A 21,541-nucleotide genomic window follows, 5' to 3' on the forward strand; every position below is an offset into this window, starting at 1 on the left:
TCAGGATCGGGTCGACGACCGGCAGGTGTCGACGAGGAGGGAAGGACCCGGCGTGGCGGTTCCCGCAGCGGTCGAGTTGGTCGACCTCGCGCTGAAAGCAACCACCGCCTACGAGCGTCCCGACCTCGGTGGGCGGCTGCTCCAGACCCGCAAGAGGCTCGTCGACCCGGACGTGCGCGTGCTCATCGTCGGCGAGTTCAAGCAGGGCAAGAGCCAGCTGGTCAACGCGCTGGTGAACGCACCGGTGTGCCCGGTGGACGACGACATCGCCACGGCGGTGCCCACGGTGGTGAAGTACGCCGAGACCACCGTCGCCGAGCTGGTGCGCGAGGGCGAGTCGGAGGACTCCGCCGAACGCACCGCGGTGCCGGCCACCCAGCTGGCGCAGCACGTGTCGGAGGCGGGCAACCCCGGCAACAAAGCGTTGCTCAGCTACGCCGAGGTGGGGCTGCCGCGCAAGCTGCTGTCCGGCGGGCTGGTGCTCGTCGACACCCCGGGCGTCGGCGGGCTCGGGTCGGCGCACGGCGCGGCCACGATGTCCGCCCTGCCCGGCGCGGACGCCGTGCTGCTCGTCTCGGATGCCGCCCAGGAGTACACCGGCCCCGAGCTGGAGTTCCTGAACGCGGCGATGAAGCTCTGTCCGAACGTCGCCTGCGTCCTCACGAAGACCGACCTCTACCCGCACTGGCGGCGGATCGAGGAGCTCGACCGCGGCCACCTCCGCAAGGCCGGCATCAACGCCGAGATCTTCCCGGTGTCCTCGGTGCTGCGGCTGCACGCGGCCAAGGAGCAGGACTCCGAGCTGATGGACGAGTCCGGCTTCAAGTCGCTCGTCGACTACCTGCTGCACAAGGTCGTGGCGCAGTCCGACGATCTCGACCGGCGCTCCACGAGCCACGACGTGCTCTCGATCGCCGACCAGCTGTCGTCCGGTATGAAGGCCGAGCTCTCCATCCTGGAGGATCCGGAGAAGGTGAACGGCCTCGTCGAGGACCTCACCAGGGCGAAGGCGCGGGCCGACGAGCTCAAGCAGCGGTCGTCGCGCTGGCAGATCACCCTCAACGACGGGGTGGCCGACCTGCAGTCCGACATCGGCTACGACCTGCGCGACCGGCTGCGCACCATCGGGCGCGAGGCCGAGCAGCTCATCGACGACTCCGACCCGGCGGAGGTGTGGGAGCAGTTCTCCGACTGGTTCCACCAGCAGATCTCCTCCGCCGCGTCGGCCAACTTCGTCTGGGCCGCCGAACGCGCACGCTGGCTCGCCGCCCAGGTGGCCGAGCACTTCGCCGAAGGCGCCGACATCTCCATGCCCGAGCTGCGGTTCGACGACGAGGGCATCGCCGGCAAGGTCGACCCCCTCACGCAGCCGGAGGCGGAGAAGCTCACCCGCGGCGGCCAGCTCCTCACCGGCATGAAGGGCGGTTACGGCGGCATGCTGATGTTCGGCATGCTGGGCACGCTGGCCGGGCTGCCGATCTTCGCGGGCGCCCCGGCCGGTGTGCTGCTGGGGATCAAGGCGGTGCGCGACGAGAAGAAGCGGATGCTGCAGAAGCGCCGCGCGGACGCCAAGAACGGGGTGCGCAAGCACATCGACGAGGTCACGTTCCAGGTGGGCAAGGACTCCAACGACATGCTGCGGCGCACCCAGCGCCAGCTGCGCGACCACTTCAGCGCGCTCGCCGAGGAGATGAGCACGTCGATCGCCGCGTCCGTCCAGGCCGCGCAGAACGCGCTGAAGACCAACACGTCGGGCCGGGAGAAGCGGATCAAGGACCTCAAGGCGGAGCTGGCCCGCATCGACGGCATGGCACAGCGCGCCAGGGCGCTGGTGAACGACAAACGACCGACCGCGCTCTCCGGAGGTGCCGCATGACCGCGCCCGCGCCCCCGCTCGGTGCCGCGGTGCGGATCCTGCTGCGCCAGGCGATCGAGGCGTACCAGGACAGCCCGCAGGCGCACGGCTGGTTGACGCACAACCTCCAGCGGTTCGACGAGCCGCTGCGGGTGGCCATCGCGGGCAAGGTGAAGGCGGGCAAGTCGACGCTGCTGAACGCGCTGGTCGGGGAGCAGATCGCCCCCACCGACGCCGGCGAGTGCACCCGCGTGGTCACCTGGTACGTCGACGCGCAGTTCCCGCGCGTCACGATGTACCCCCGCGGCTCGGAGCCGCAGCAGCTCACGATCAACCGCTCCACCGGCGGGCTCTCGTTCGACCTGCACGGCTTCCCGGTGGAGAAGGTCGACAAGCTCGAGGTGGAGTGGCCGTCGCAGAGCCTGCGCACGCAGACGCTGATCGACACCCCGGGCATCGCGTCGCTGTCGGCCGACACGTCGGCGCGGGCGGGGGCGTTCCTCGCGCCCGAGGACGCACCCACGCAGGCCGACGCCGTCATCTACCTGATGCGCCACCTGCACAACACCGACGTCCGGTTCCTCGAGTCGTTCTTCGACCAGGGCGTGGCCCGCGCCACCCCGGTCAACACGATCGGGGTGCTCTCGCGCGCCGACGAGATCGGCGCAGGCAGGCTGAACGCGCTCACGTCCGCGCGGAAGATCGCCCGGCGCTACCGGGCCGACGACAAGATCCGCGGCCTGTGCCAGACCGTGGTTGCCGTGGCCGGCCTGCTGGCCCAGACCGGTCGCACGATGCGCCAGGGCGAGTTCACGGCGCTCACCGCGCTGGCCGCGATGCCCCGCTCGGACATCGAGTCGATGCTGCTGTCGGCCGACCGCTTCTCCCGCACCGAGCTCGACTCGCCCGGCGCCCCCGACTCCCAGACCCGCGCCGGGCTGATGGAGCGGTTCGGGATGTTCGGCGTGCGGCTGGCCACCACCCTGATCCGCCAGGGCATGACCGACCCGAACGCCATCTCGGCCGAGCTCGTCAAGCGCAGCGGCCTCGACGAGCTGCGCAGCGTGCTCTCCACGCAGTTCAGCGAGCGGCGCGACCTGCTCAAGGCCCGCTCGGCGCTGCTGGCCGTCGACCTCGTGCTCACGCGCGAGGAGCCGCGTGCCGCCACCACCGCACTGGCGGGCGAGGTGGAGCGCATCCTCGCGGGGGCCCACGAGTTCGCCGAGCTGCGGTTGCTCTCCGCGCTGCGCGCCGGGGCGATCAAGCTGCCCAAGGAGGTGCTGCAGGAGGCCGAGCAGCTGCTGGGCGGCGACGGCGGTGCGCCGTACGCGCGGCTCGGGCTCGAGCCCGACGCGGGCCCGCAGGAGGTGTGGGACGCCGCCATCGACGCGGCGAACCGGTGGCGCAGGCGGGGGGAGAGCCCGCTGTCGAGCCGGGCGATCGCCGACGTTTCGCGGCAGGTGGTGCGCAGCTGCGAGGGCATCCTCGCCAGCATGCGCCAGCAGTAGCGCCCGCGTCAGGCCTCGGTGCCCGGTCCGACGATCTGGCGCAGGTGGGCGAACAGCTCGCCCCGGCTGCCCGAGCCGAGGCGCTGGCGCATCCGGGCGACGTGGTGCTCCACGGTCTTGGCCGAGATGAACAGCCGCTCGCCGATCTGCCGGTAGGTCAGGCCCTCCAGGACGAGCCCGGCGACCTCCCGCTCTCGCTCGCTCAGCGGCCCGTCGACGCCGTCGGCCGCCTGGTCCGGCACCGGCTCGGCCTCCACGGCCGCGGCCGGGACACCGCGGGGATCGCTGTCGGCGTCGGCCTCCACGGCGACGGCGCGCGTCGCCGGGCCGGTGCTCTGCAACGCGCGGGCGCACGCGAGCAGCGCCGTCATGGCCTTGCGGTCGTGGGTGCGGATCGCCGCCTGCCCGGCGAGCTTGCCACCCTCCCACGCCATCCCGACGGCGTGCAGGCCACGAGCGGCGGCCTCCACCCCGGCGGCGTCGACCTCGGCCTCGAGCAGGCGCACCCAGTGCTGTGCGGCCGCCGCCATGGCGGCCGCGTACCGGCTGCCGTCGGCGGCCGCCTCCAGCGCCGCCGCGTGCCGCTTCGCGGCATCGCGGTTCTCGGACAGGATCGCGGCCTGCAGGCCCGACCAGTGCAGCGGCGCCGCCCACAGCGCGGGGTCACCGAGCCGGGAGAGCAGGTCGGTGGCCTCGTCGAGGTGCGGGCGCACCCAGCTCGACTCCCGCAGCCGCGTGGCCGCCACCCACAGCTCGCCGAGCTGCTGCAGCACGAACAGGTCCACCGGGTGGCGCACGATCGCCTCGCGCGCGCGGCCCCATGCCGTCATGAGCACGGCGAGGTCGCCCGCCCGCCGGGCGAGCGCGACGTCCAGCGCAGCGGCGAGGAACTCGTCGCGGGGCTCGAGGACGGCACCGGGTGGGGACGCCACGGCGAGCGCCGAGCGCGCCGCGCCCGTGGCCCCGCGGAACAGCGCGATCCAGCCGAGGAGCAGGCGGTGGCGGGTGACCGACCCGCGCCCGCCGAGCCCGACCCGCAGGGCGCGTTCCAGCACCGACTGCGCCACGTCGAGCTCTCCGCAGTGCACCGCGACCAGCGCCGCAAGCGCGGCCGGGGTGTCCGGCAGGAGCGCGGCGCGCTGGGAGGCCTCCAGCAGCGACGCCGCGCGCGTCAGCTGGGACAGTGCCGCGGTGGGCGACCCCGCGACCGAGTCGTAGACGCCCTGGGCCATCAGCTCCTCGGCGCCGGCCAGCAGTGTGGGCGGGCGCTTCGGGGCACCGCCGCCCGCCGGCGGAGCCTGCAGCAACTTGGCGGCCTCGTCGAGCGCACCGGTGCCGATGAGCGCGGGGACGGCGAGCACGGCGGTTGCACCCATGGCGGGCTCCAGCGCGGTGCCCATCCAGCGGTACAGCTCCGCGCTGCGGCCGAGCATCCCGCGGTGGGCGAGGACGGCCGCCGCCACGGTGCCGGCACGCACCGCGTCGGCGGGCGAGACCTGATCGGGATCGGACAGCACCTGGTCGGCCTGGGTGAGGGCGAGGTCGAGGTCGCCGGTGAGCACCGCCGCCTCGGCCCGGCTGGCCGCGAGGCCCAGCGCGGGGCTCCCGGCACGCACGGCCGCCTCGAACAGCTCACCCGCCGCCGGGGATCCGGTGCGCAGCGCCTCCTCGCCCGCCGCGGTGAACACGGCCGCCACCCTCGAGCCGCTCGCTCCCGTGCCGAGCAGGCCGCGGGCCGCGGCGAGGACGTTGCCGCCGCGGTCGAGCTCGATCTCCGCGAGGGTGCGCCGCAGCTCCACCCGGGACGCCCGCGGGGTGCGCGCCAGTACCGCGGCCGAGACGAGCGGCACCGCCCTCCCGTCACCGGTGAGCATCCCCGCGGCCCGCGCGGCCTCCAGCAGCTCGTCGAGCTGGGCGGCACCGTCGTCGGGAGAGAGCCCCAGCAGCGGGACGAGCACCTCGGACTCCAGCGGGGCGCCGAGCGCGCGGGCCAGCAGCAGGCCCCCGACGCCGTCGCCGAGGCCGTGCACCAGGTAGCCGAGCTGCACCAGCAGGCCGGCAGGCGGCTCGCCGGGGAGCACGCCGCGGACGCGATCCAACCCGCTCTGCTCCAGGAGCGCACCGAGCAGCCGATCGACCAGCCCGGGCAGACCCGCCGTCTGCTCGAGCACGTGGTCCACGAGGTGCGGGGGCGGGGCGTCCCCGCCCAGCAGCAGCGCGGCCCGCGCCGCGACCCCGGTGCGGTCGAGCGCCTCCAGCACCACGGGCGGGCGCGTGGCCGCGAGGGCGCTACCGAGCGCCGCGGTGCCGGGCGGGCGCGGCCACGGCCGGTGCGCGACCACGAGGTGGCCACCGGGCGCCGCGGCGAGCACCGCGAGCCGCTCCAGCTCGTCCGGCGGGAGCAGGTGGGCGTCGTCGAGCAGGAGCGCGTCGTCGGTGCCCAGCTCCGTGACGCCCGCGATCTCCCGGTGGACGGTGAGGCCCGCGGCCGCGAACGTGGCGGCGAGCGCGTCGAGCAGCACGGTCTTGCCGTGCCCGCCCGGACCGATCACGTCCACCCGGCGGGACGTCGCGGAACGGGCGGCTGCCTCGTGCACGAGTCGACGCGCCACGGGCGAGCCCGCGAGCAGCCTCTCCGGCGCCCGAGGCGCCGGCTGGGTACGCGTCGACACTGAGCGGAGGTTACTCAGAGGACCCGATCACCTGGCAGTCGACGGTTGCCGGCGTCTGCCCAGCGGTCCCCCTCGACCAGGTGAGTGGCACGATCGTCCCGGAATGCTCCAGGAGGAACACATGCACGGGTCCGTCTGGGCGATCGTGCTCGCGGGCGGGCTGTCGCGGCGGTTCGGTGAGCGGTCGAAGCAGTTCGAGAACGTCGGCGGCGTGCCGATGGTGGCCCGCGCGGTGGCGGCCGCCCGGCGCGCCTGCGACGGCGTGGTCCTCGTGCTCCCCCCGGGGCGGCCCTGGACGGGGGAGCCGGTCGACGCCGTCGCGGAAGGCGGGGACCACCAGTCGGAGTCGCTGCGCGCGGGGCTCGCGGCGGTGCCCGCCGACGCGGCGATCGTCGCGGTGGCCGACCCGGCCCACCCCCTCGCGTCCGACGCGCTGTTCCGGGCCGTGATCACGGCCGTGCGGGAGGGCGCGGACGGCGCCGTTCCGGTGGTACCGATACTGGAGGTCGTGCAGCGGGTCCGGAACGGCGACGTCGTCGAGACCCTGCCCAAGGACGACCTCGTCCTGACGCAGACGCCCCAGGCGTTCCGCGCCGACGTGCTCCGTGCGGTGCACGCCGACCGGCCGCGCCCGGTCGAGAACTCCGGGCTGCTGGTCGAGCGCGGCCACCGGGTCGTCACCGTTTCGGGTGATGTCGCCAACGTCCATGTGACGACTCCGCAGGAGCTCGCGATAGCAGAGTGTCTCGCTGATCGCGGGACTCACGGTGCAGGCCCCAGCTGCACTACGACATCGGGCGGAACCACAGCCCTCACCGACTACACCGAGTAGCACTCTCCATACAGCTCCCCGAACAGCGGAGGGACACGCTTCCTGATGGACTACGACACCCCTGTTGTCATCCTGTGCGGCGGACAGGGCACGCGCATCCGCGAGGTGAGCGAACGCCTGCCGAAGGCCATGGTGGACATCGGCGGCCGGCCGATCCTCTGGCACATCATGAAGCTCTACAGCCACTACGGGTACCGGCGCTTCATCCTCTGCCTCGGCTACAAGGGCTGGGAGATCAAGCAGTTCTTCCTCGACTACCGCTCGCACATGTCCGACTTCACCCTCTCGCTGTCCGAGGGTGACCACCAGCCGTGGTTCCGCAACGGCGTGGCGGACGAGAACTGGGAGATCACCTTCGCCGAGACCGGCCTCGAGGCCGGCACCGGCGCCCGGCTGCGCCGCATCCGCGACTACGTCGACACCCCGCAGTTCATGATGACCTACGGCGACGGCGTCAGCGCCGTGGACATCGGGCACCTCGCGAAGGTCCACGCCGACGGCGGCCGGATCGGCACGGTCACCGGCGTGCACCCCACGTCGAAGTTCGGCGAGATGCAGGTCGACGGCAACGTCGTGGCGGAGTTCAACGAGAAGCCCACCCACGTCACCGGCTGGGTGAGCGGCGGGTACTTCGTGTTCGAGAAGTCGTTCCTCGACGACTACCTCGACGACGAGGAGGACCTGTTCCTCGAGGCGGAGCCGCTGCAGCGGCTGGCTCGCGACAAGCAGCTCACCGTGAACCGGCACGAGGGCTTCTGGGCCGCGATGGACACCTACAAGGACTACCAGGCGCTCAACGGCCTCTGGGCGAGCGGCGACGCCCCCTGGAAGGTCTGGGAGGACGAGACCCGCACCTGGTGACCCTCACGGGCGCGGGTCGGCGCTCAACAGGCGCTTCCACTCCTCGATGCCGGGGAGGGCGGCCGCGCGCACCGCGCCGTCGGGGGTGAGCGCGCGCACGGCGAGCGCGACCTCCCCGTCGTCACCGCCCTGCGCGGTCACGAGCAGCGGCCACGTCTCCCCGCCGATCAACCCGTTGATCTCCTCGGTGCGATGCGCCTGCTGGTACGCCCGCACGGCCGCGACCGTCCGCTCGTCGAAGCGGCCGTTCGGCTCGACGTCGGTGAGGCCGGCGGCGCGGAGGAGGTGCTGGGCCGCCTGCACGGCGCGCCCCTCGCTGCCGGATCGGAGCAGCGGCCACGACGCGCGCCGGGCCGCCCCCTCCGGGAGGGGCTCCCCGAGCACGTCCGCCACCTCGCCGCGCAGGCGCGGCAAGATCGCGTAGAACGCGTCGCCGGGGCAGAGCGTGTCCTTGAAGTCGCGGTGCCCACCGATCTCGGTCGGCTCGATCCCGTACTGGTGGCAGATGTAGGCGCACAGGTCCCGCAGCCGTTCCCACTGCTGGTCGGGCGGCGTGAGCGTCGAGTAGGTCCCCTCGTTCTCGATCCCGACGGCCTCGACGTTCTGCCCGGTGCAGTGCGCGCCCTCGACGTGCTGGGTGCCCCCGCGCAACACATCGAGGCTGCGGTGCCTGCCTTCGAGGACGTAGCCGCCGCGGCTGATCGTGAAGTTCTGCCCGGTGTCGATCCAGTGCCGCTGGTCCATGTGGAAGTCCTGGATCTTGCGGGCCACGAACTCGGCCGCGTTGCGGCTGAGGTCCTCGACGTTCGGGGTCGCCGTGTGGTGCACGATGATCCGCACCGGGCGCCGGTCCCAGACGGGGATGACGTCCGACGGCTCGCGGGCGCGCCACGCGCCGCAGCCCATGATCGGAGGGCTCTTCACGCCTGGTCCCGCACTCGCCTCGGCTGGCCGGATCAGGCCGCCGATCGCCCCGGTGAGGACCAGGCCCGCGAGCAGGACGGTGCGGCGGGTCGCGGTCGGATCCCACACATCGCCCTCCCCTCCAGTGCCCCCTCCCGGCATCCGCCGGCCACCTGTTGATCTCCGAACGATGAGCTACGCAAACGTCCTGCACAACGCTGCTGCTCGAAGGTGTGATCGCCCGGTCGGGCGGGGCGGACCCGCGACTTGTCGGGGTTACCGATGAGTAATAAGCTGGGAGTTACCGACGAGTAGGCCGTTCCACACTGCTGAGGAGCGATGCACGATGGGCCACTTCAGGAGCAACCTGCGGGACCTCGAGTTCAACCTGTTCGAGGTCTTCCGGGTGCAGGACCGGCTCGGCACCGCACCCTTCGACGGAGTCGACGAGGACACGGTGCGCGGCGTGCTCACCGAGCTGAACGCCGTGGCCACGGGCCCGCTCGCCGACTCGTTCGCCGACGCCGACCGCAACCCGCCGGTCTTCGACCCGGCCACCCACTCGGTCACGCTCCCGCAGTCGTTCAAGGACAGCTACCGGGCGCTGTGGGACGGCGAGTGGTGGCGGATCAGCCTGCCCGCCGATCTCGGCGGCTACGGCATCCCGGCCACCGTCCAGTGGGCGGCGTCCGAGCTGATCCTCGGCGCCAACCCCGCCGTCTTCATGTACATGGCCGGTCCCAACTTCGCGGCCGTGGTGCACCGCAACGGCACCGAGCAGCAGAAGCGCTGGGCCGAGATCATGATCGACCGCGGGTGGGGCGCCACGATGGTGCTCACCGAGCCCGATGCCGGCTCGGACGTCGGCGCGGGCCGCACCAAGGCGGTGCAGCAGGCCGACGGCACCTGGCACATCGAGGGCGTCAAGCGCTTCATCACCTCGGGCGAGCACGACCTCACCGAGAACATCATGCACCTGGTGCTGGCCCGTCCCGAGGGCCCCGGGATCACGCCGCGGCCCGGCACCAAGGGGCTCTCGCTCTTCCTCGTGCCGAAGTTCCACTTCGACCCGGAGACCGGCGAGCCGGGCGAGCGCAACGGCGCCTTCGTCACGGGCGTCGAGCACAAGATGGGCCTCAAGGCGTCCACGACGTGCGAGCTGACGTTCGGCCAGCACGGCGTCCCCGCGGTCGGGTGGCTGCTCGGCGAGGTGCACGACGGCATCGCGCAGATGTTCCAGGTGATCGAGTACGCCCGGATGATGGTGGGCACCAAGGCGATCGGCACGCTCTCGGCCGGCTACCTCGCCGCGCTCGAGTACGCCAAGGACCGCGTGCAGGGCGCCGACCTCACCCGGCAGCTCGACAAGACCGCCCCGCGCGTGACGATCACCCACCACCCGGACGTGCGCCGCATCCTGATGCTGCAGAAGGCCTACGCGGAGGGCCTGCGGGCGCTCTACACCTACACGGCCACCTTCCAGGACCAGGTCAAGGCGGGCGCTGCCACCGGCGCCGACACCACGCTCGCCGAGCGCGTCAACGACCTGCTGCTGCCGATCGTCAAGGGCGTCGGCTCCGAGCGCGCCAGCGAGCAGCTGCTGCTCTCGCTGCAGACCCTCGGCGGCTCCGGCTACCTGCAGGACTACCCGATCGAGCAGTACATCCGCGACGCGAAGATCGATTCGCTGTACGAGGGCACCACCGCCATCCAGTCGATGGACTTCCTGTTCCGCAAGATCGTGCGGGACAACGGGCAGGCGATCGGGCACGTGGCGGGCGAGATCCAGGCGTTCCTCGACGCGGAGTCCGGGAACGGGCGGCTCAAGGAGGAGCGGGCGCTGCTCGCCACGGCGCTCACCGACGTCCAGGGCATGCTGGGCGCCCTCACCGGCTTCCTGATGGCGTCGGCCGAGGACCCGACGAGCCTCTACAAGGTCGGGCAGAACACCGTCCGGCTGCTCATGGCCGTCGGCGACCTGCTGATCGGCTGGCTCCTGCTGCGCCAGGCCGAGGTGGCCCTCACCGCGCTCGGCGGCGAGCCCTCGGCGCGGGACGTCGCCTTCTACGAGGGCAAGGTGGGCGCGGCACGCTTCTTCGCCAAGACGGTGCTCCCCCAGCTGACGGCGCAGCGCGCGATCGTCGAGGCGACGGACAACAGCCTGATGGAGCTCCCGGAAGCCGCGTTCTGATCCGACGAACGGCACTCTCGTCTGTTGGGTGCAGACGAGAGTGCCGTTCGTGGGTGATCAGCTGCCCTGAACCTGGAAGCCCTGCTCCTTGGCGTAGGTGCGCAGTCGCTCACCCCAGGCGTTCAGGCCGGCCTGCAGGTCGGTGTGGTTCACCATGGCCTGCCCGACCGTGTCGGGGAACACCGACTCGGTGTAGTCCTGGAACGGCGAGTACTGCCAGCCCTCCGGCACCTGCTTCGAGGCCGCGACGTAGACCTGGTTGGCCAGCTGCCCGCCGAGGAACGGCATCGGCTCGTTCAGCCACGCCTGGTCCTGCACGAGCGCCGTGGTGGCCGGGTACAGGAGGCTGGTCTTGTTCAGCTCCTTCGCCGCCGCCGGGTCGGAGTTCAGCCAGATGGCGAACTCGGCCGCGGCCGCCTGGCACGTGCTCTGCGTGGTGACCGCGACGGACGACCCGCCGTTCTCGGGCACCACCGGCTGGCCGTAGTTCGGCATCGGCGCCACCCGCCACTGGCCGGCGGCCTGGGGGATCACGGTCTGGAGGAACGTCGGGGCCCATGCGCCCGCCACCCAGGTGGCGTAACGGCCCTCGGCCATCCCCCGGTACCACTCGTCGGTGAAGCCCGGCACCGGCTCGACCAGCCTCTCCGACAGCAGCGTGTTCCACGTCTTCGTCCAGGTGGCGGCGCCCTGGTCGGCGAAGTCGATGGTGAGCGACGAGTCGCCGTCGAGCTTGAACGGCCGCGCGCCCGCCTGCCACAGCATGCTCAGGACGCCGCCCGCGCCGTCCGGGCCGATGTTGCTGACGTACTTGTCCTCGCCGGTCGCCTTGAACTTCCGGGCGACGTCGATGTACTGGTCCCAGGTGGTGGGCACCTGGACGCCGAGGCTGTCGAGGATGTCCGGCCGGTAGAGCATGATCATCGGGCCGGTGTCCTGCGGGACGCCGTAGATCCCGTCGCCGACCTTCACCTGCCGCCACGCCGAAGGCAGGAACCGGCTCTCCAGGTCGGCCGCGCCGAACTGGGTGAGGTCGACGAGCGAGTCGGTGAGCACGAAGGCCGGGATGTTCTTGAACTCCATCTGCACGGCGTCGGGGGCGCCGGTGCCGGCGGAGAGGGCGGTGCGCAGTTGCGTGTAGTGCTCGGCGCCCTGCCCGACGTTGGACACCTCGACCTGCACACCGGGGTGGGACTGCTCGTACAGGTCCACCGTCGACTGGATGTTGGGCACCCAGGTCCAGAACTTGAGCGGGCCGTTGCACGAGTCGCCGCCACCGCCACCGCCGCCACCGCCGCTGCACGCGGACAGCGCGACGACGAGCGCGACGGATGCCGCGGCGAGCGTCCTCCGTGATCGGATCATGGGTTTCGGGCCTCCCAGGGGTGAGTGGTCACTGCTTGACGGCGCCCATCGCGATGCCCGACTGCCAGTACCGCTGGAGCACGAGGAACATCGCGACCAGTGGGATGATCGCGAGCAGGGAGCCCGTGATGACCAGCGTGAAGACGGCTTGGGATCCGCCCACCGCGTATGCCTGCGAGTTCCACTGCTTGAGCCCGACCGTGAGCGGGAACCAGGCCGGGTTGCGGAGGACGATCAGCGGCAGGAAGTAGTTGTTCCACACGTGGACGAGCTGGAAGAGCAGCACGGTCACGAAGCCGGGCGCCAGCAGCCGCATCGCCACCGACCAGAAGATCCGCAGCTCCCCGGCGCCGTCCAGGCGAGCCGCCTCGAGCAGCTCGTCGGGCACGGCCGCGGCCGCGTATATCCACATCAGGTACAGCCCGAACGGGCTGGCCAGCGACGGGATGATCACCGCGAACGGCGTGTCGACCAGCTGCACCGAGCTCAGCAGCAGATAGGTGGGGATCGCCAGCGCGGTGACCGGCACCATCACCGCGCCGAGCACACCCGCGAGCAGGAGCCGTCGCCCTGGGAAGTCGAACTTCGCGACGCCGTATCCGCCCAGCGCCGCGAGCAGCGCGGCGCCGCCCGCGCCGACCACCGCGTACAGGATGGTGTTCAGGAACCACCGCACGTAGATGCCGTCGTTGTACGTGAGCACGTCGTGCACGTTGGCGAACAGGTGGAAGTCGCTCGCGAACCACAGCCCGAAGCTCTCGAACAGCCCGGTGGTGCTCTTCGTCGAGTTGATCACCAGCCACGCGAGCGGCAGGAGGAAGTAGGCCAGCAGGCCGAGGAGGATCGCGGTGAGGACGACGCTGGGCCTGCGGGCGCGGCCCGCGCCGCCGGTGGCCGGTCGCCGCGTCGACCGCACGCGCTGCGCCGGCGGGCTCTCCACGGCGGTCACAGGATCCGCTCCCGCCGGGCGGTGGTCAGCTGCACGACGTACGCGACGACGATGGTCACCAGCCCGAGCAGCACGGAGATCGCCGCCGAGTAGTCGACCAGCTGGCCGTTGAACGCGAGCTCGTAGGCGTAGATGTTGGGCGTGTACGAGGTGGTGATCACGGCGGGCGCGAGGTCCTGCATCACCTTCGGCTCGGTGAAGAGCTGGAAGCTGCCGATCACCGAGAAGATCGTGGCGAGCAGCAGCGCCGGCCGCAGCGCGGGCAGCTTGACGCTCCACACCTTCCGGAACTCGCCCGCCCCGTCCACCTCGGCGGCGTCGTAGAGGTCCTGCGGGATCGCGCGCAGCGCCGCGTAGAGGATCAGCATGTTGTAGCCGACGAACTGCCAGGTGACGATGTTGGCCAGCGCCGGCAGCATGAGCGTCGTCCCGAAGAAGTCCGGTGGGTCCACCCCGAACGCGTCGGCGATCTGCCCGGTGAGACCGAACTGGCCGCCGTACAGGAAGCCCCACATCAGCGTGCCCACCACCGCGGGCACCGCGTAGGGCACGAAGACGCCGAGCCGGAAGAGCTTCGGCCACCACACCCGCCTGCCGTCGATCGCCAGCGCCACGAAGAGCGCGAGCAGCAACATCACCGGCACCTGGAAGATCAGGAACAGCGCGACCCGCCCGACCCCGGCGAGGAACTGCGGGTCGACGGCGGCGCGGAGGTAGTTGTCCAGCCCGACGAACGAGGTGCCGCCGATGAGGCGCCGCCGGAAGAGGCTGAGGCCCAGCGCGTACAGCAGCGGGGCGACGATGGCGACGAGGAACACGAGCAGGAACGGAGCGAAGAACAAGAACCCGGTGAGCCCCCTCCTCCTGGAGGGGCTGGCAACTGCCATGAACGATCCTCCTCGATCGTCTTCGCCACGCCGAGGCGCAAGTGTGAGCGCTCACACACCGACGGTCAAGGGGTTGCGAGAATCGCGGTGCCCCGGGTTCCCTTCCCCGGGCCGTATCGTGTGAACGTTCACAGCCGAATCGGGGAGGCGGCATGCCCGAGAGCGGTGCCCGCCGCGCCACCGGGCGACACGGCGCGCCGGTCATGGTCGACGTCGCCGCGCTCGCGGGCGTCTCCTACCAGACCGTCTCCCGCGTGATCAACGACCAGCCGGGCGTGCGCGATTCCACGCGCGAACGGGTGCTCGCCGCGATGCGCGAGCTCGGCTACCGGCCCAGCCCGGCCGCCCGCTCGCTCGCCTCGGGCCGGTCACGCATGATCGGGATCGTGACGATCGGCAGCGACCTGTACGGCCCGGCCACCACGCTGCGTGGCGTCGAGACGGCGGTCCGCGACGCGGGGTACTCGGTGAGCACGGAGAGCCTCTCCCGCTTCGACCGTGCCTCGGCGCTGGCCGCTGTCGAGCGCATGACCGCGCAGCGCGTCGAGGGCATCCTGGCGATCGACCCCGAGGTGGACGCCGCCACGGCGCTGCGCGAGATGTCGCCCACCGTGCCGCTGATGGTCCTGCGCGGTGGCCTCGATGCCGTGACGGCCGGTGTCCAGTTCGACTCGACCGCCGGTGCGCACAACGCCGTCCGCCACCTGCTCGACCTCGGCCACCCCACGGTCCGGCACCTCGCCGGGCCACAGCGCTTCGAGGCGGCGCGCACGCGGGTGCGGGGCTGGCGCGCGGCCCTCGAGGAGGCGGGAGCACCGGTCCACGAGCCGCTACAGGGAGACTGGAGCGCGCGTTCCGGCTACGCCACCGGGCAGGTGCTCGCGGCCGACCCGGACGTGAGCGCCGTGTTCGCCGCCAACGACCAGATGGCGGTCGGGCTAATGCTGGCGCTGCACGAGGCCGGACGCGCCGTACCCGGCGACGTCAGCGTGATCGGCTTCGACGACATCCCCGAGGCGGCCTACCTCATCCCGCCGCTCACGACCCTGCGCCAGGACTTCATCGACGAGGGGCGCCGCGCCGTCGCGATGCTGCTCGCCCAGATCGAGCACCCCGGCGCCGCCGAGCCCATCCCGGTGCGGATGGTCCCGGACCTGATCGTGCGCTCCAGCACGGGCCGGTACATGCCGCGCCCGACCACAGGAGGACCCCCGCGGTGACACCGCTGCCGTACCACGAGGACCCCCGCCCGGACCCCCGGATGCTCGCGCCCCGTGCGGCGGTGCGGTCGAACGCACCCCGGCTGAGCCTGAACGGGCACTGGCGGTTCGACATGGCCGAGACGGTTGCGGAGGCACCTGCGGGGTTCGCCGACCCGGGATACGACGACGGCGGATGGGCGGAGCTCCCGGTACCAGCGCACTGGCAGCTGCACGGCTACGGCAGGCCCGCGTACACCAACACGCGCTACCCCTTCCCGATCGACCCGCCGCGCGTGCCCACCGAGAACCCGACCGGCAGCTACCGCCGCACCGTCGCGGTGCCGGCCGAGTGGGCGGGCGAGCGGATCGTGCTGCGGTTCGAGGGCGTCGACTCCTGCTTCGCCGCGTGGGTGAACGGCCACGAGGTCGGCACCGCACAGGGCAGCAGGCTCCCGTCCGAGTTCGACGTCACCGAGGCCGTGCGCCCCGGCGCCGAGAACCTCGTGGCGGTGCGGGTGCACCAGTGGTCGGCGGGCAGCTACCTCGAGGACCAGGACATGTGGTGGATGTCCGGGATCTTCCGGGACGTGGCGCTGCTGGCGCGGCCCGCGGGCGGGGTGGCCGACGTGTTCGTGCACGCCGGCTACGAGGACGGCGTCGGGTCGCTGCGCGTCGACGTCCCCGGCGGTGCGCGGGTGCTCGTCCCCGAGCTGGGGATCGACGCGGCCGCTGGCGACGACGTGCGGGTCGATGGCGTGCAGCCGTGGAGCGCCGAGGTGCCCCGGCTCTACGACCTGCGGGTCGTGACGCCCGGCGAACGCGTCGACCTGCGGGTGGGCTTCCGCACGGTCCGGATCTCCGACGGGCTGCTCACCGTCAACGGCGAGCGGGTGCTGCTGCGCGGGGTGAACCGCCACGAGTTCCACCCCGACCGCGGCCGCGCGGTCACCGGGCAGGACATGCTCGACGACGTCCTGCTGATGAAGCGGCACAACATCAACGCCGTCCGCACCAGCCACTACCCGCCACACCCCCACTTCCTGGAGCTGTGCGACGAGTACGGCCTGTACGTCGTGGACGAGTGCGACCTGGAGACCCACGGCTTCGTGCACGTGGGCTGGCGGGGCAACCCGACCGACGACCCGGCGTGGGGCGACGCGTACGAGGACCGCATGCGCCGGATGGTGGAGCGCGACAAGAACCACGCCTGCGTGATCATGTGGTCGCTCGGCAACGAGTCGTGGACCGGCCGCAACCTCGAGCGCATGTACCGCTACGCCCACGACCGCGACCCGGGCCGTCCGGTGCACTACGAGCACTGCCCGGACGGGCGCTGGTCCGACGTCTACAGCCGGATGTACGCCTCGCAGGCCGAGACCGACCTCATCGGGCGCCGCGAGGAGCCCGCCCGCGGTGTCGACCCCGTGCAGGACGCGGCCCGGCGCGCGGCGCCGTTCGTGCTCTGCGAGTACGCCCACGCGATGGGCAACGGGCCGGGAGGGCTCACCGAGTACCAGGAGCTGTTCGAGAGCCATCCGCGCTGCCAGGGCGGGTTCGTGTGGGAGTGGATCGACCACGGCATCCGCACGCGCGACGGGGAGGGCCGCGAGTTCTTCGGCTACGGCGGCGACTTCGGCGAGGAGCTGCACGACGGCAACTTCGTGGCCGACGGGCTGCTGTTCCCCGACCGCACGCCGTCGCCGGGGCTGCACGAGTTCGCCAAGGTCATCGAGCCGGTGCGGATCACCGGCACGCCGGACGGGCGCCTGCGCATCACCAACCTGCACGAGGTGCGGGACCTCGCTCACCTGCGGTTCCGGTGGACCGTCGCGGAGGACGGCATCGAGGTCGAGGCCGGCGAGCTGGACCTGCCCGCGGTCGCGGCAGGCGGCAGCGTCGAGCTCGACCGGCCGGCCGAGGCAGGTGGCGACGCCGAGACGTGGCTGACGGTGCGCGCCGTCCTCGCCGCGGACGAGCCGTGGGCCCCCGCCGGCCACGAGGTCGCCTGGGGCCAGGTGCAGCTCGCGGCACGTCCGCGCACCGCGGCGGCCCTCACCGGTGGCGCGGTGGCGCTGGACCGCGTGCGGGGCGTGCTCACCGAGGTCGCCGACATCCCGGTGGACGGTCCACGCCTCGACGCCTGGCGCGCCCCCACCGACAACGACCGGATCCCGCACGACTCGGCCGCCGACGCATGGCGGACGATCGGCCTGCACCGGCTGCGGCACCGCGTGGTCGACGTCCGCGACGAGGACGGCGGTGTGGTCGTGCGCACCCGCTCGGCCCCGGCGGCCCTCGACGCCGGGTTCCTGTCCACGATGCGCTGGGCCCCGCTCGCGGGGGGCGGGCTGCTCCTCGACGTCTCCGTGCGGCCGGAGGGCGACTGGACGGGGCCGATCCCGCGGCTCGGCCTGGCCTGGTCGCTGCCGGCCGAGCTGGACCGCGTCACCTGGTACGGCGGCGGGCCCGGCGAGGCCTACCCCGACACCCGCCGCGCGGCGCGCATCGGGCGGTTCACGAGCTCCGTGGACGATCTGCAGACGCCCTACGTCATGCCGCAGGAGAACGGCAGGCGCGCGGGCGTGCGCTGGGCCGAGCTCACCGGTCGCGGTGGCGGCCTGCGGATCGAGGCGCTCCCCACGGACGACGGGGACCCGGAGACGTTCGGGCTCACCGTGCGCCGCTGGACCAGCGCCGACCTCGACGCCGCGTTGCACCCCGTCGACCTCGTGCCCGGCGACCGGGTCCGGCTCACCGTCGACATGGCCCACCGCGGCGTCGGCACCGCGAGCTGCGGACCCGATGTGCTGCCGCAGCACGAGTTGCACGCCGCCCCCGCTCGGCTGCGCCTGGCGCTGACGCGGGCCTGATGAGGGGTCGTGCGTGGATACGAGTGCTGGAGCACCCGTATCCGTTCACGGGTGGGGGTCAGCCGGCGATGTAGCTCTGCAGCTGCTCCCGCTCCGACTCCAGCAGGTCGATCCGCGCCTTCACCAGGTCGCCGATGCTGACGATGCCGGCCAGTTCCCCGTCCACCACCACGGGGAGGTGGCGGAACCGCCGGGAGGTCATGACGGCGGCGAGATCGCTGACGTCGTCGTTCGGGCTGCAGGTGGTGACCTCGGTGGTCATGATGTCGGCCACCCTGGCCTGCAGCAGCGCCGCACCGCCGGCGTGCAGCCTCCGCACGACGTCCCGCTCGGAGACGATCCCGATGATGCGGCCTCCGTCGATGACGGGCAGGGCACCCACGTTGTGATCGGCCAGCACGCCGAGGAGCTCGGCGACCGTGGCCCCGGGCCCGACCGTCGCCACGGTGGTGCCCTTGTTGCGCAGTACGTCTGCGATCCGCATCCCGCATCCCCGATCTCGCCCGCTGTTGTCGCCGCTGACGGATCAAGGGTACGAAGTGCTGTCCCGCTTTCGGAACCCCCGACGGAGGTGCGGCCGAAACGGCCTAATCCTCGCAAACCACCCGGGGAGCCGGGTTGTAGCGCGTGGTGATCGTCTCCTTGGAGACCTCACCGGTGTCGACGTCGCGCCGGGTGCGGGTGTCGGTGATCGTGAACCCGGGGGCGCCGTTGCTGGCGTGGCAGTCCTCGCCCGCCGGGATCGTCACCTCGTTGGGCTGGGTGGGGTTGGTCCGCGGCCCGAACTCGCCCGTGACCTCGTACTTGCGCTGTCCGTAGATCTGGACCGTGACCGACGTCGGGGTCCAGCGCGTGCGGATCATGATCGGGGTCGGGTTGTCGTTGCGGAACTTGTTGTCGATCGCGCCGGTGGCGATGGTCGCCTCCCGGCCGGCCGGATAGCGGCTGATGTAGAAGCTGTGCGCCTTGTGCTCGAGCAGCGTCATGCCGGCGAGGTATGCGGCGTTGTAGAGCGTGGTGGACACCTGCGAGGCCCCGCCTGCGATCCCGCGCGACGACCGCCCGTTGTCGATCACACCCGCCTCCACGTACCCGTTGGCGGCCGTGCGCGGTCCCGTGGTGGCGTCGAGGCTGAAGACCTCTCCCGGCTGCACCACGGTGCCGTTCACCAGCTCGGCGGCGCGGCGGATGTTCACACCCGAGTCGGGGGCGAAGCCGCCCGTCGTGAACTCGCCGATGACCTCGGGGTTGCCGAGCGCCTTCAGCTCCTCGGTCGTGACCTCGGCCGGCTTCTCGGCGTAGACCGCGGTGACCTCACGCGGGTCCGGCCTGCCCAGCACGCCGACCATCGCGTTGACGGTGGCCTCGTAGTCCACGCCGCGCCCGTCCTGCGACGGCACGACCACCGCGCGGCCGCCCGAGAAGTCGAACGTGGCGTCGCGGCCCGGGTTCTCCGACGCCGCCATCTGCGACGTGAGCGCGTCCTGGATGGCCTGCTGGTTCAGCTCCGGCACCAGTTCGCCGTTCTCGGCCTGGAAGCTCAGCGACGCGGCGATCACCTCGGGGGTGACGGTGCCCCGAACCGCCTTCTCACCGACGACCGTGATCGGGGCGGCCACCGCGGGCCGCGCCACCTCCTGGATCGCGGTGGCGACGTCCTCGGACGTGGTGGTGGGGGGCAGCTCGGTGACCGGCAGGGCGACCACGCCCCCGTTGGCCCAGTCCCGCTGCAGGACGTCCGTGGCCGCGACCACGTCGAGCTTCTGGCCCGGCTGCGGGTCGACCGGCTGCGGCTGGGTGCCCTCGAACCGCACCGAGCCCTCGACCGGCTCCCGGTCGACGGCGGGCCCGAGCTGGTCCAGCGCCTGGTTCAGGGCGGTGGGGTCGGCGACCGTCACCACGCCGACCTCGCGCCTGCTGAAGAAGGAGGTGATCCTGGTGATCGGGTTCAGCGGCTGGGAGCCTGCCCGGTCCAGGGTGGCGGCCCAGTCGACGGACAGCCCAGCCGCGACGGGGTCGATCTGCCCGCGCACGTCGCCGACCGTGACGGGGATCGGGGCCCCGACGCGGGCGCCGATCTCCGACCGCAGCCGTTCCCCGGCGTCGGCCATGGACATGCTGCCCACGGCGACCCCGGCCACCGTGACCCCGCGTGGCATCGATCCGGAGCTCAGCAGCAGGTCGCCGCCGTAGAGCAGGCCGAAGGCGCCGACGACCGCCGCGAGCACCAGCACGCGCCTGCGTCCCCGGCCGGACCTGCCCCCGCGACCCGTGCCGTCGTGGTCGTCGGTGTCGTCGGTGCCGCCGAGCCCGATGCTGGTGGGAGCGTCCGGCGGCGGCAGCGGGGGACGCGGCGCAGCGGCGACCGCCGGGATCCGCTCGGTGGCCGCGTCGTCGGCGGTCCCGAGCGGCGAGCGCGGCGCGGTCCGCGGCAGCATCTGCGTGGCCTCGCCGTCGGCGGTCGACGCGGCCGTGACCGGGACGACGACCGTGGTGGACTCCCCGGAGCGCTGCTCGGCCGCCGGAGGACGCGGGTCGGCGGGCGGGTGCGGTGCAGGGGCCGGGCGAGCCGCAGGGGAGGGGCGGTGGGCCGCTCCACGGACCGCGGGCGGCGCGCCGTCGGCCGGCCGGCCGTGGAGGGCGCCACCGTTGGGCGCGTGCCCGTTCGAGCCGTGGCCGTTGGGTCCGTGGCCGTTCGCCGGCCCGCCGTTCGGGTGCTCGCCGTTCGCGGGCCGGCGCGCCGGCGCACGACCGGGTGTGCGGACCGTCGGACTCTCGTCGCCCTGCGGTTCCGGGGCGGGACGCGGCGCCGGCCGGGGCGCGGGCCCGCCGCCGCCGGCGCGCTCGGCCGTCCGGACCGGGGAGGGCGGCCGGGCGTCCCCCGACGCGACCGGGTCGCCCCCCGCGCTGCGCGCGCTCTCCGTGATGTCCGGCTCCGGAGGAGCCGTCGCCTCCCCAGGCGATGACTGCCGCTCGGGCATGAAGTCCGTTTCCCCTCGACGATCGGACCGGGCCGCAGCCCGGTCCGTCACAGGTACAGCCCCGTACCGTGTTCGGTGCGCTCCGTGGCGACGGCGTGCACTTCCCGTTCCCGCAAGACCAGGTAGGTGGCGCCCTGCACGTCGACCTCGTACTGGTCGTCGCGCGCGAACAGCACCCGGTCACCCACCTTGACGGTGCGGACGTGCGCTCCCGTGCCGAGCACCTCCCCCCAGACAAGACGCCTGGCGACCTCTGCGGTTGCCGGGATGACGATTCCGGCACCGCTGCGCCGCTCCCCGGCCGAGTCCGGCTTCACGAGGACCCGGTCGTGCAGCATCTGGATCTCGAGCTTGGCGTCCTGCATCGGACCGATGCTACGAGGAGCCGCTGGCAGGGCCCTGACCGGCCCGAAGATGAAGAAGCCCCGCGGTGCTGTCAGGTCGGGGGTCCGACAGCGCCGCGGG

General features: G+C 72.6%; 15 protein-coding genes. 7 read left to right on the forward strand and 8 right to left on the reverse strand.

All coding sequences use genetic code 11. The features are described from left to right. Positions 1-52: 52 nt before the first annotated feature. Positions 53-1,876: a dynamin family protein gene (locus ABEA81_RS17580; protein WP_345606211.1), complete on the forward strand. Its 1,824-nt coding sequence runs from the start codon at positions 53-55 to the stop codon at positions 1,874-1,876. Next, the gene (locus ABEA81_RS17585) at positions 1,873-3,363 is read left to right on the forward strand and encodes a dynamin family protein (protein ID WP_345606212.1); all 1,491 of its coding nucleotides are present in this window, start codon (positions 1,873-1,875) and stop codon (positions 3,361-3,363) included. Before ABEA81_RS17580 ends, ABEA81_RS17585 begins: the two co-directional genes overlap by 4 nt. 8 nt (positions 3,364-3,371) lie before the next feature. Here the strand turns inward: ABEA81_RS17585 and ABEA81_RS17590 are convergent, their stop codons facing one another. Next, positions 3,372-6,035 (reverse strand): LuxR C-terminal-related transcriptional regulator, encoded by a 2,664-nt coding sequence (locus ABEA81_RS17590; protein ID WP_345606213.1) that lies wholly within the window; start codon positions 6,033-6,035, stop codon positions 3,372-3,374. Positions 6,036-6,156: 121 nt separating this feature from the next. Between ABEA81_RS17590 and ABEA81_RS17595 the strand changes: the two genes are divergently transcribed. Together ABEA81_RS17595 and ABEA81_RS17600 are read left to right on the forward strand one after the other, a co-directional pair. Continuing rightward, positions 6,157-6,867 (forward strand): IspD/TarI family cytidylyltransferase, encoded by a 711-nt coding sequence (locus tag ABEA81_RS17595; protein ID WP_345606214.1) that lies wholly within the window; start codon positions 6,157-6,159, stop codon positions 6,865-6,867. A 45-nt stretch (positions 6,868-6,912) separates the two neighbouring features. Further along, entirely contained in the window at positions 6,913-7,728 is an 816-nt protein-coding gene (locus ABEA81_RS17600; protein WP_345606215.1) for a glucose-1-phosphate cytidylyltransferase, read from the forward strand. A gap of 3 nt (positions 7,729-7,731) precedes the next feature. On the opposite strand, the gene ABEA81_RS17605 is transcribed toward ABEA81_RS17600, so the two are convergent. Next, a complete protein-coding gene (locus tag ABEA81_RS17605) occupies positions 7,732-8,760 on the reverse strand; it encodes a peptidoglycan recognition protein family protein (protein ID WP_345606216.1) in 1,029 nt (342 codons plus the stop codon). A 217-nt stretch (positions 8,761-8,977) separates the two neighbouring features. Here ABEA81_RS17605 and ABEA81_RS17610 point away from each other — a divergent pair, with 217 nt between their 5' ends. Further along, complete coding sequence (locus tag ABEA81_RS17610; protein ID WP_345606217.1) at positions 8,978-10,822, forward strand: acyl-CoA dehydrogenase; 1,845 nt, start codon at positions 8,978-8,980, stop codon at positions 10,820-10,822. Between the two features lie 57 nt (positions 10,823-10,879). On the opposite strand, the gene ABEA81_RS17615 is transcribed toward ABEA81_RS17610, so the two are convergent. Genes ABEA81_RS17615 through ABEA81_RS17625 form a run of 3 tightly spaced genes read right to left on the reverse strand, consistent with a single transcriptional unit; the run spans position 10,880 to position 14,023 of the window. Beyond that, the gene (locus tag ABEA81_RS17615) at positions 10,880-12,187 is read right to left on the reverse strand and encodes an extracellular solute-binding protein (protein WP_345606218.1); all 1,308 of its coding nucleotides are present in this window, start codon (positions 12,185-12,187) and stop codon (positions 10,880-10,882) included. Between the two features lie 28 nt (positions 12,188-12,215). Beyond that, complete coding sequence (locus ABEA81_RS17620; RefSeq protein WP_425570600.1) at positions 12,216-13,103, reverse strand: carbohydrate ABC transporter permease; 888 nt, start codon at positions 13,101-13,103, stop codon at positions 12,216-12,218. A 29-nt stretch (positions 13,104-13,132) separates the two neighbouring features. Further along, the gene (locus ABEA81_RS17625; RefSeq protein ID WP_345606219.1) at positions 13,133-14,023 is read right to left on the reverse strand and encodes a carbohydrate ABC transporter permease; all 891 of its coding nucleotides are present in this window, start codon (positions 14,021-14,023) and stop codon (positions 13,133-13,135) included. 152 nt (positions 14,024-14,175) lie between these two features. On the opposite strand from ABEA81_RS17625, the gene ABEA81_RS17630 reads away from it, so the two are divergent. Both ABEA81_RS17630 and ABEA81_RS17635 read left to right on the forward strand, forming a co-directional pair. Next, the gene (locus ABEA81_RS17630; RefSeq protein WP_345606220.1) at positions 14,176-15,243 is read left to right on the forward strand and encodes a LacI family DNA-binding transcriptional regulator; all 1,068 of its coding nucleotides are present in this window, start codon (positions 14,176-14,178) and stop codon (positions 15,241-15,243) included. Beyond that, entirely contained in the window at positions 15,240-18,095 is a 2,856-nt protein-coding gene (locus tag ABEA81_RS17635) for a glycoside hydrolase family 2 TIM barrel-domain containing protein (protein ID WP_345606221.1), read from the forward strand. The genes ABEA81_RS17630 and ABEA81_RS17635 overlap by 4 nt, the downstream gene beginning before the upstream one ends. Positions 18,096-18,153: 58 nt before the next feature. On the opposite strand, the gene ABEA81_RS17640 is transcribed toward ABEA81_RS17635, so the two are convergent. The 3 genes from ABEA81_RS17640 to ABEA81_RS17650 all read right to left on the reverse strand — a co-directional run bounded on the left by ABEA81_RS17640 (position 18,154) and on the right by ABEA81_RS17650 (position 21,441). Next, positions 18,154-18,579: a CBS domain-containing protein gene (locus ABEA81_RS17640; protein ID WP_345606222.1), complete on the reverse strand. Its 426-nt coding sequence runs from the start codon at positions 18,577-18,579 to the stop codon at positions 18,154-18,156. Positions 18,580-18,682: 103 nt separating this feature from the next. Beyond that, positions 18,683-21,076 (reverse strand): VanW family protein, encoded by a 2,394-nt coding sequence (locus ABEA81_RS17645; RefSeq protein WP_345606223.1) that lies wholly within the window; start codon positions 21,074-21,076, stop codon positions 18,683-18,685. 47 nt (positions 21,077-21,123) lie between these two features. After that, entirely contained in the window at positions 21,124-21,441 is a 318-nt protein-coding gene (locus ABEA81_RS17650; RefSeq protein WP_147256761.1) for a GroES family chaperonin, read from the reverse strand. Positions 21,442-21,541: the final 100 nt, after the last annotated feature.

This window comes from Pseudonocardia adelaidensis, from assembly GCF_039543345.1.
GTDB classification, from domain to species: domain Bacteria; phylum Actinomycetota; class Actinomycetes; order Mycobacteriales; family Pseudonocardiaceae; genus Pseudonocardia; species Pseudonocardia adelaidensis.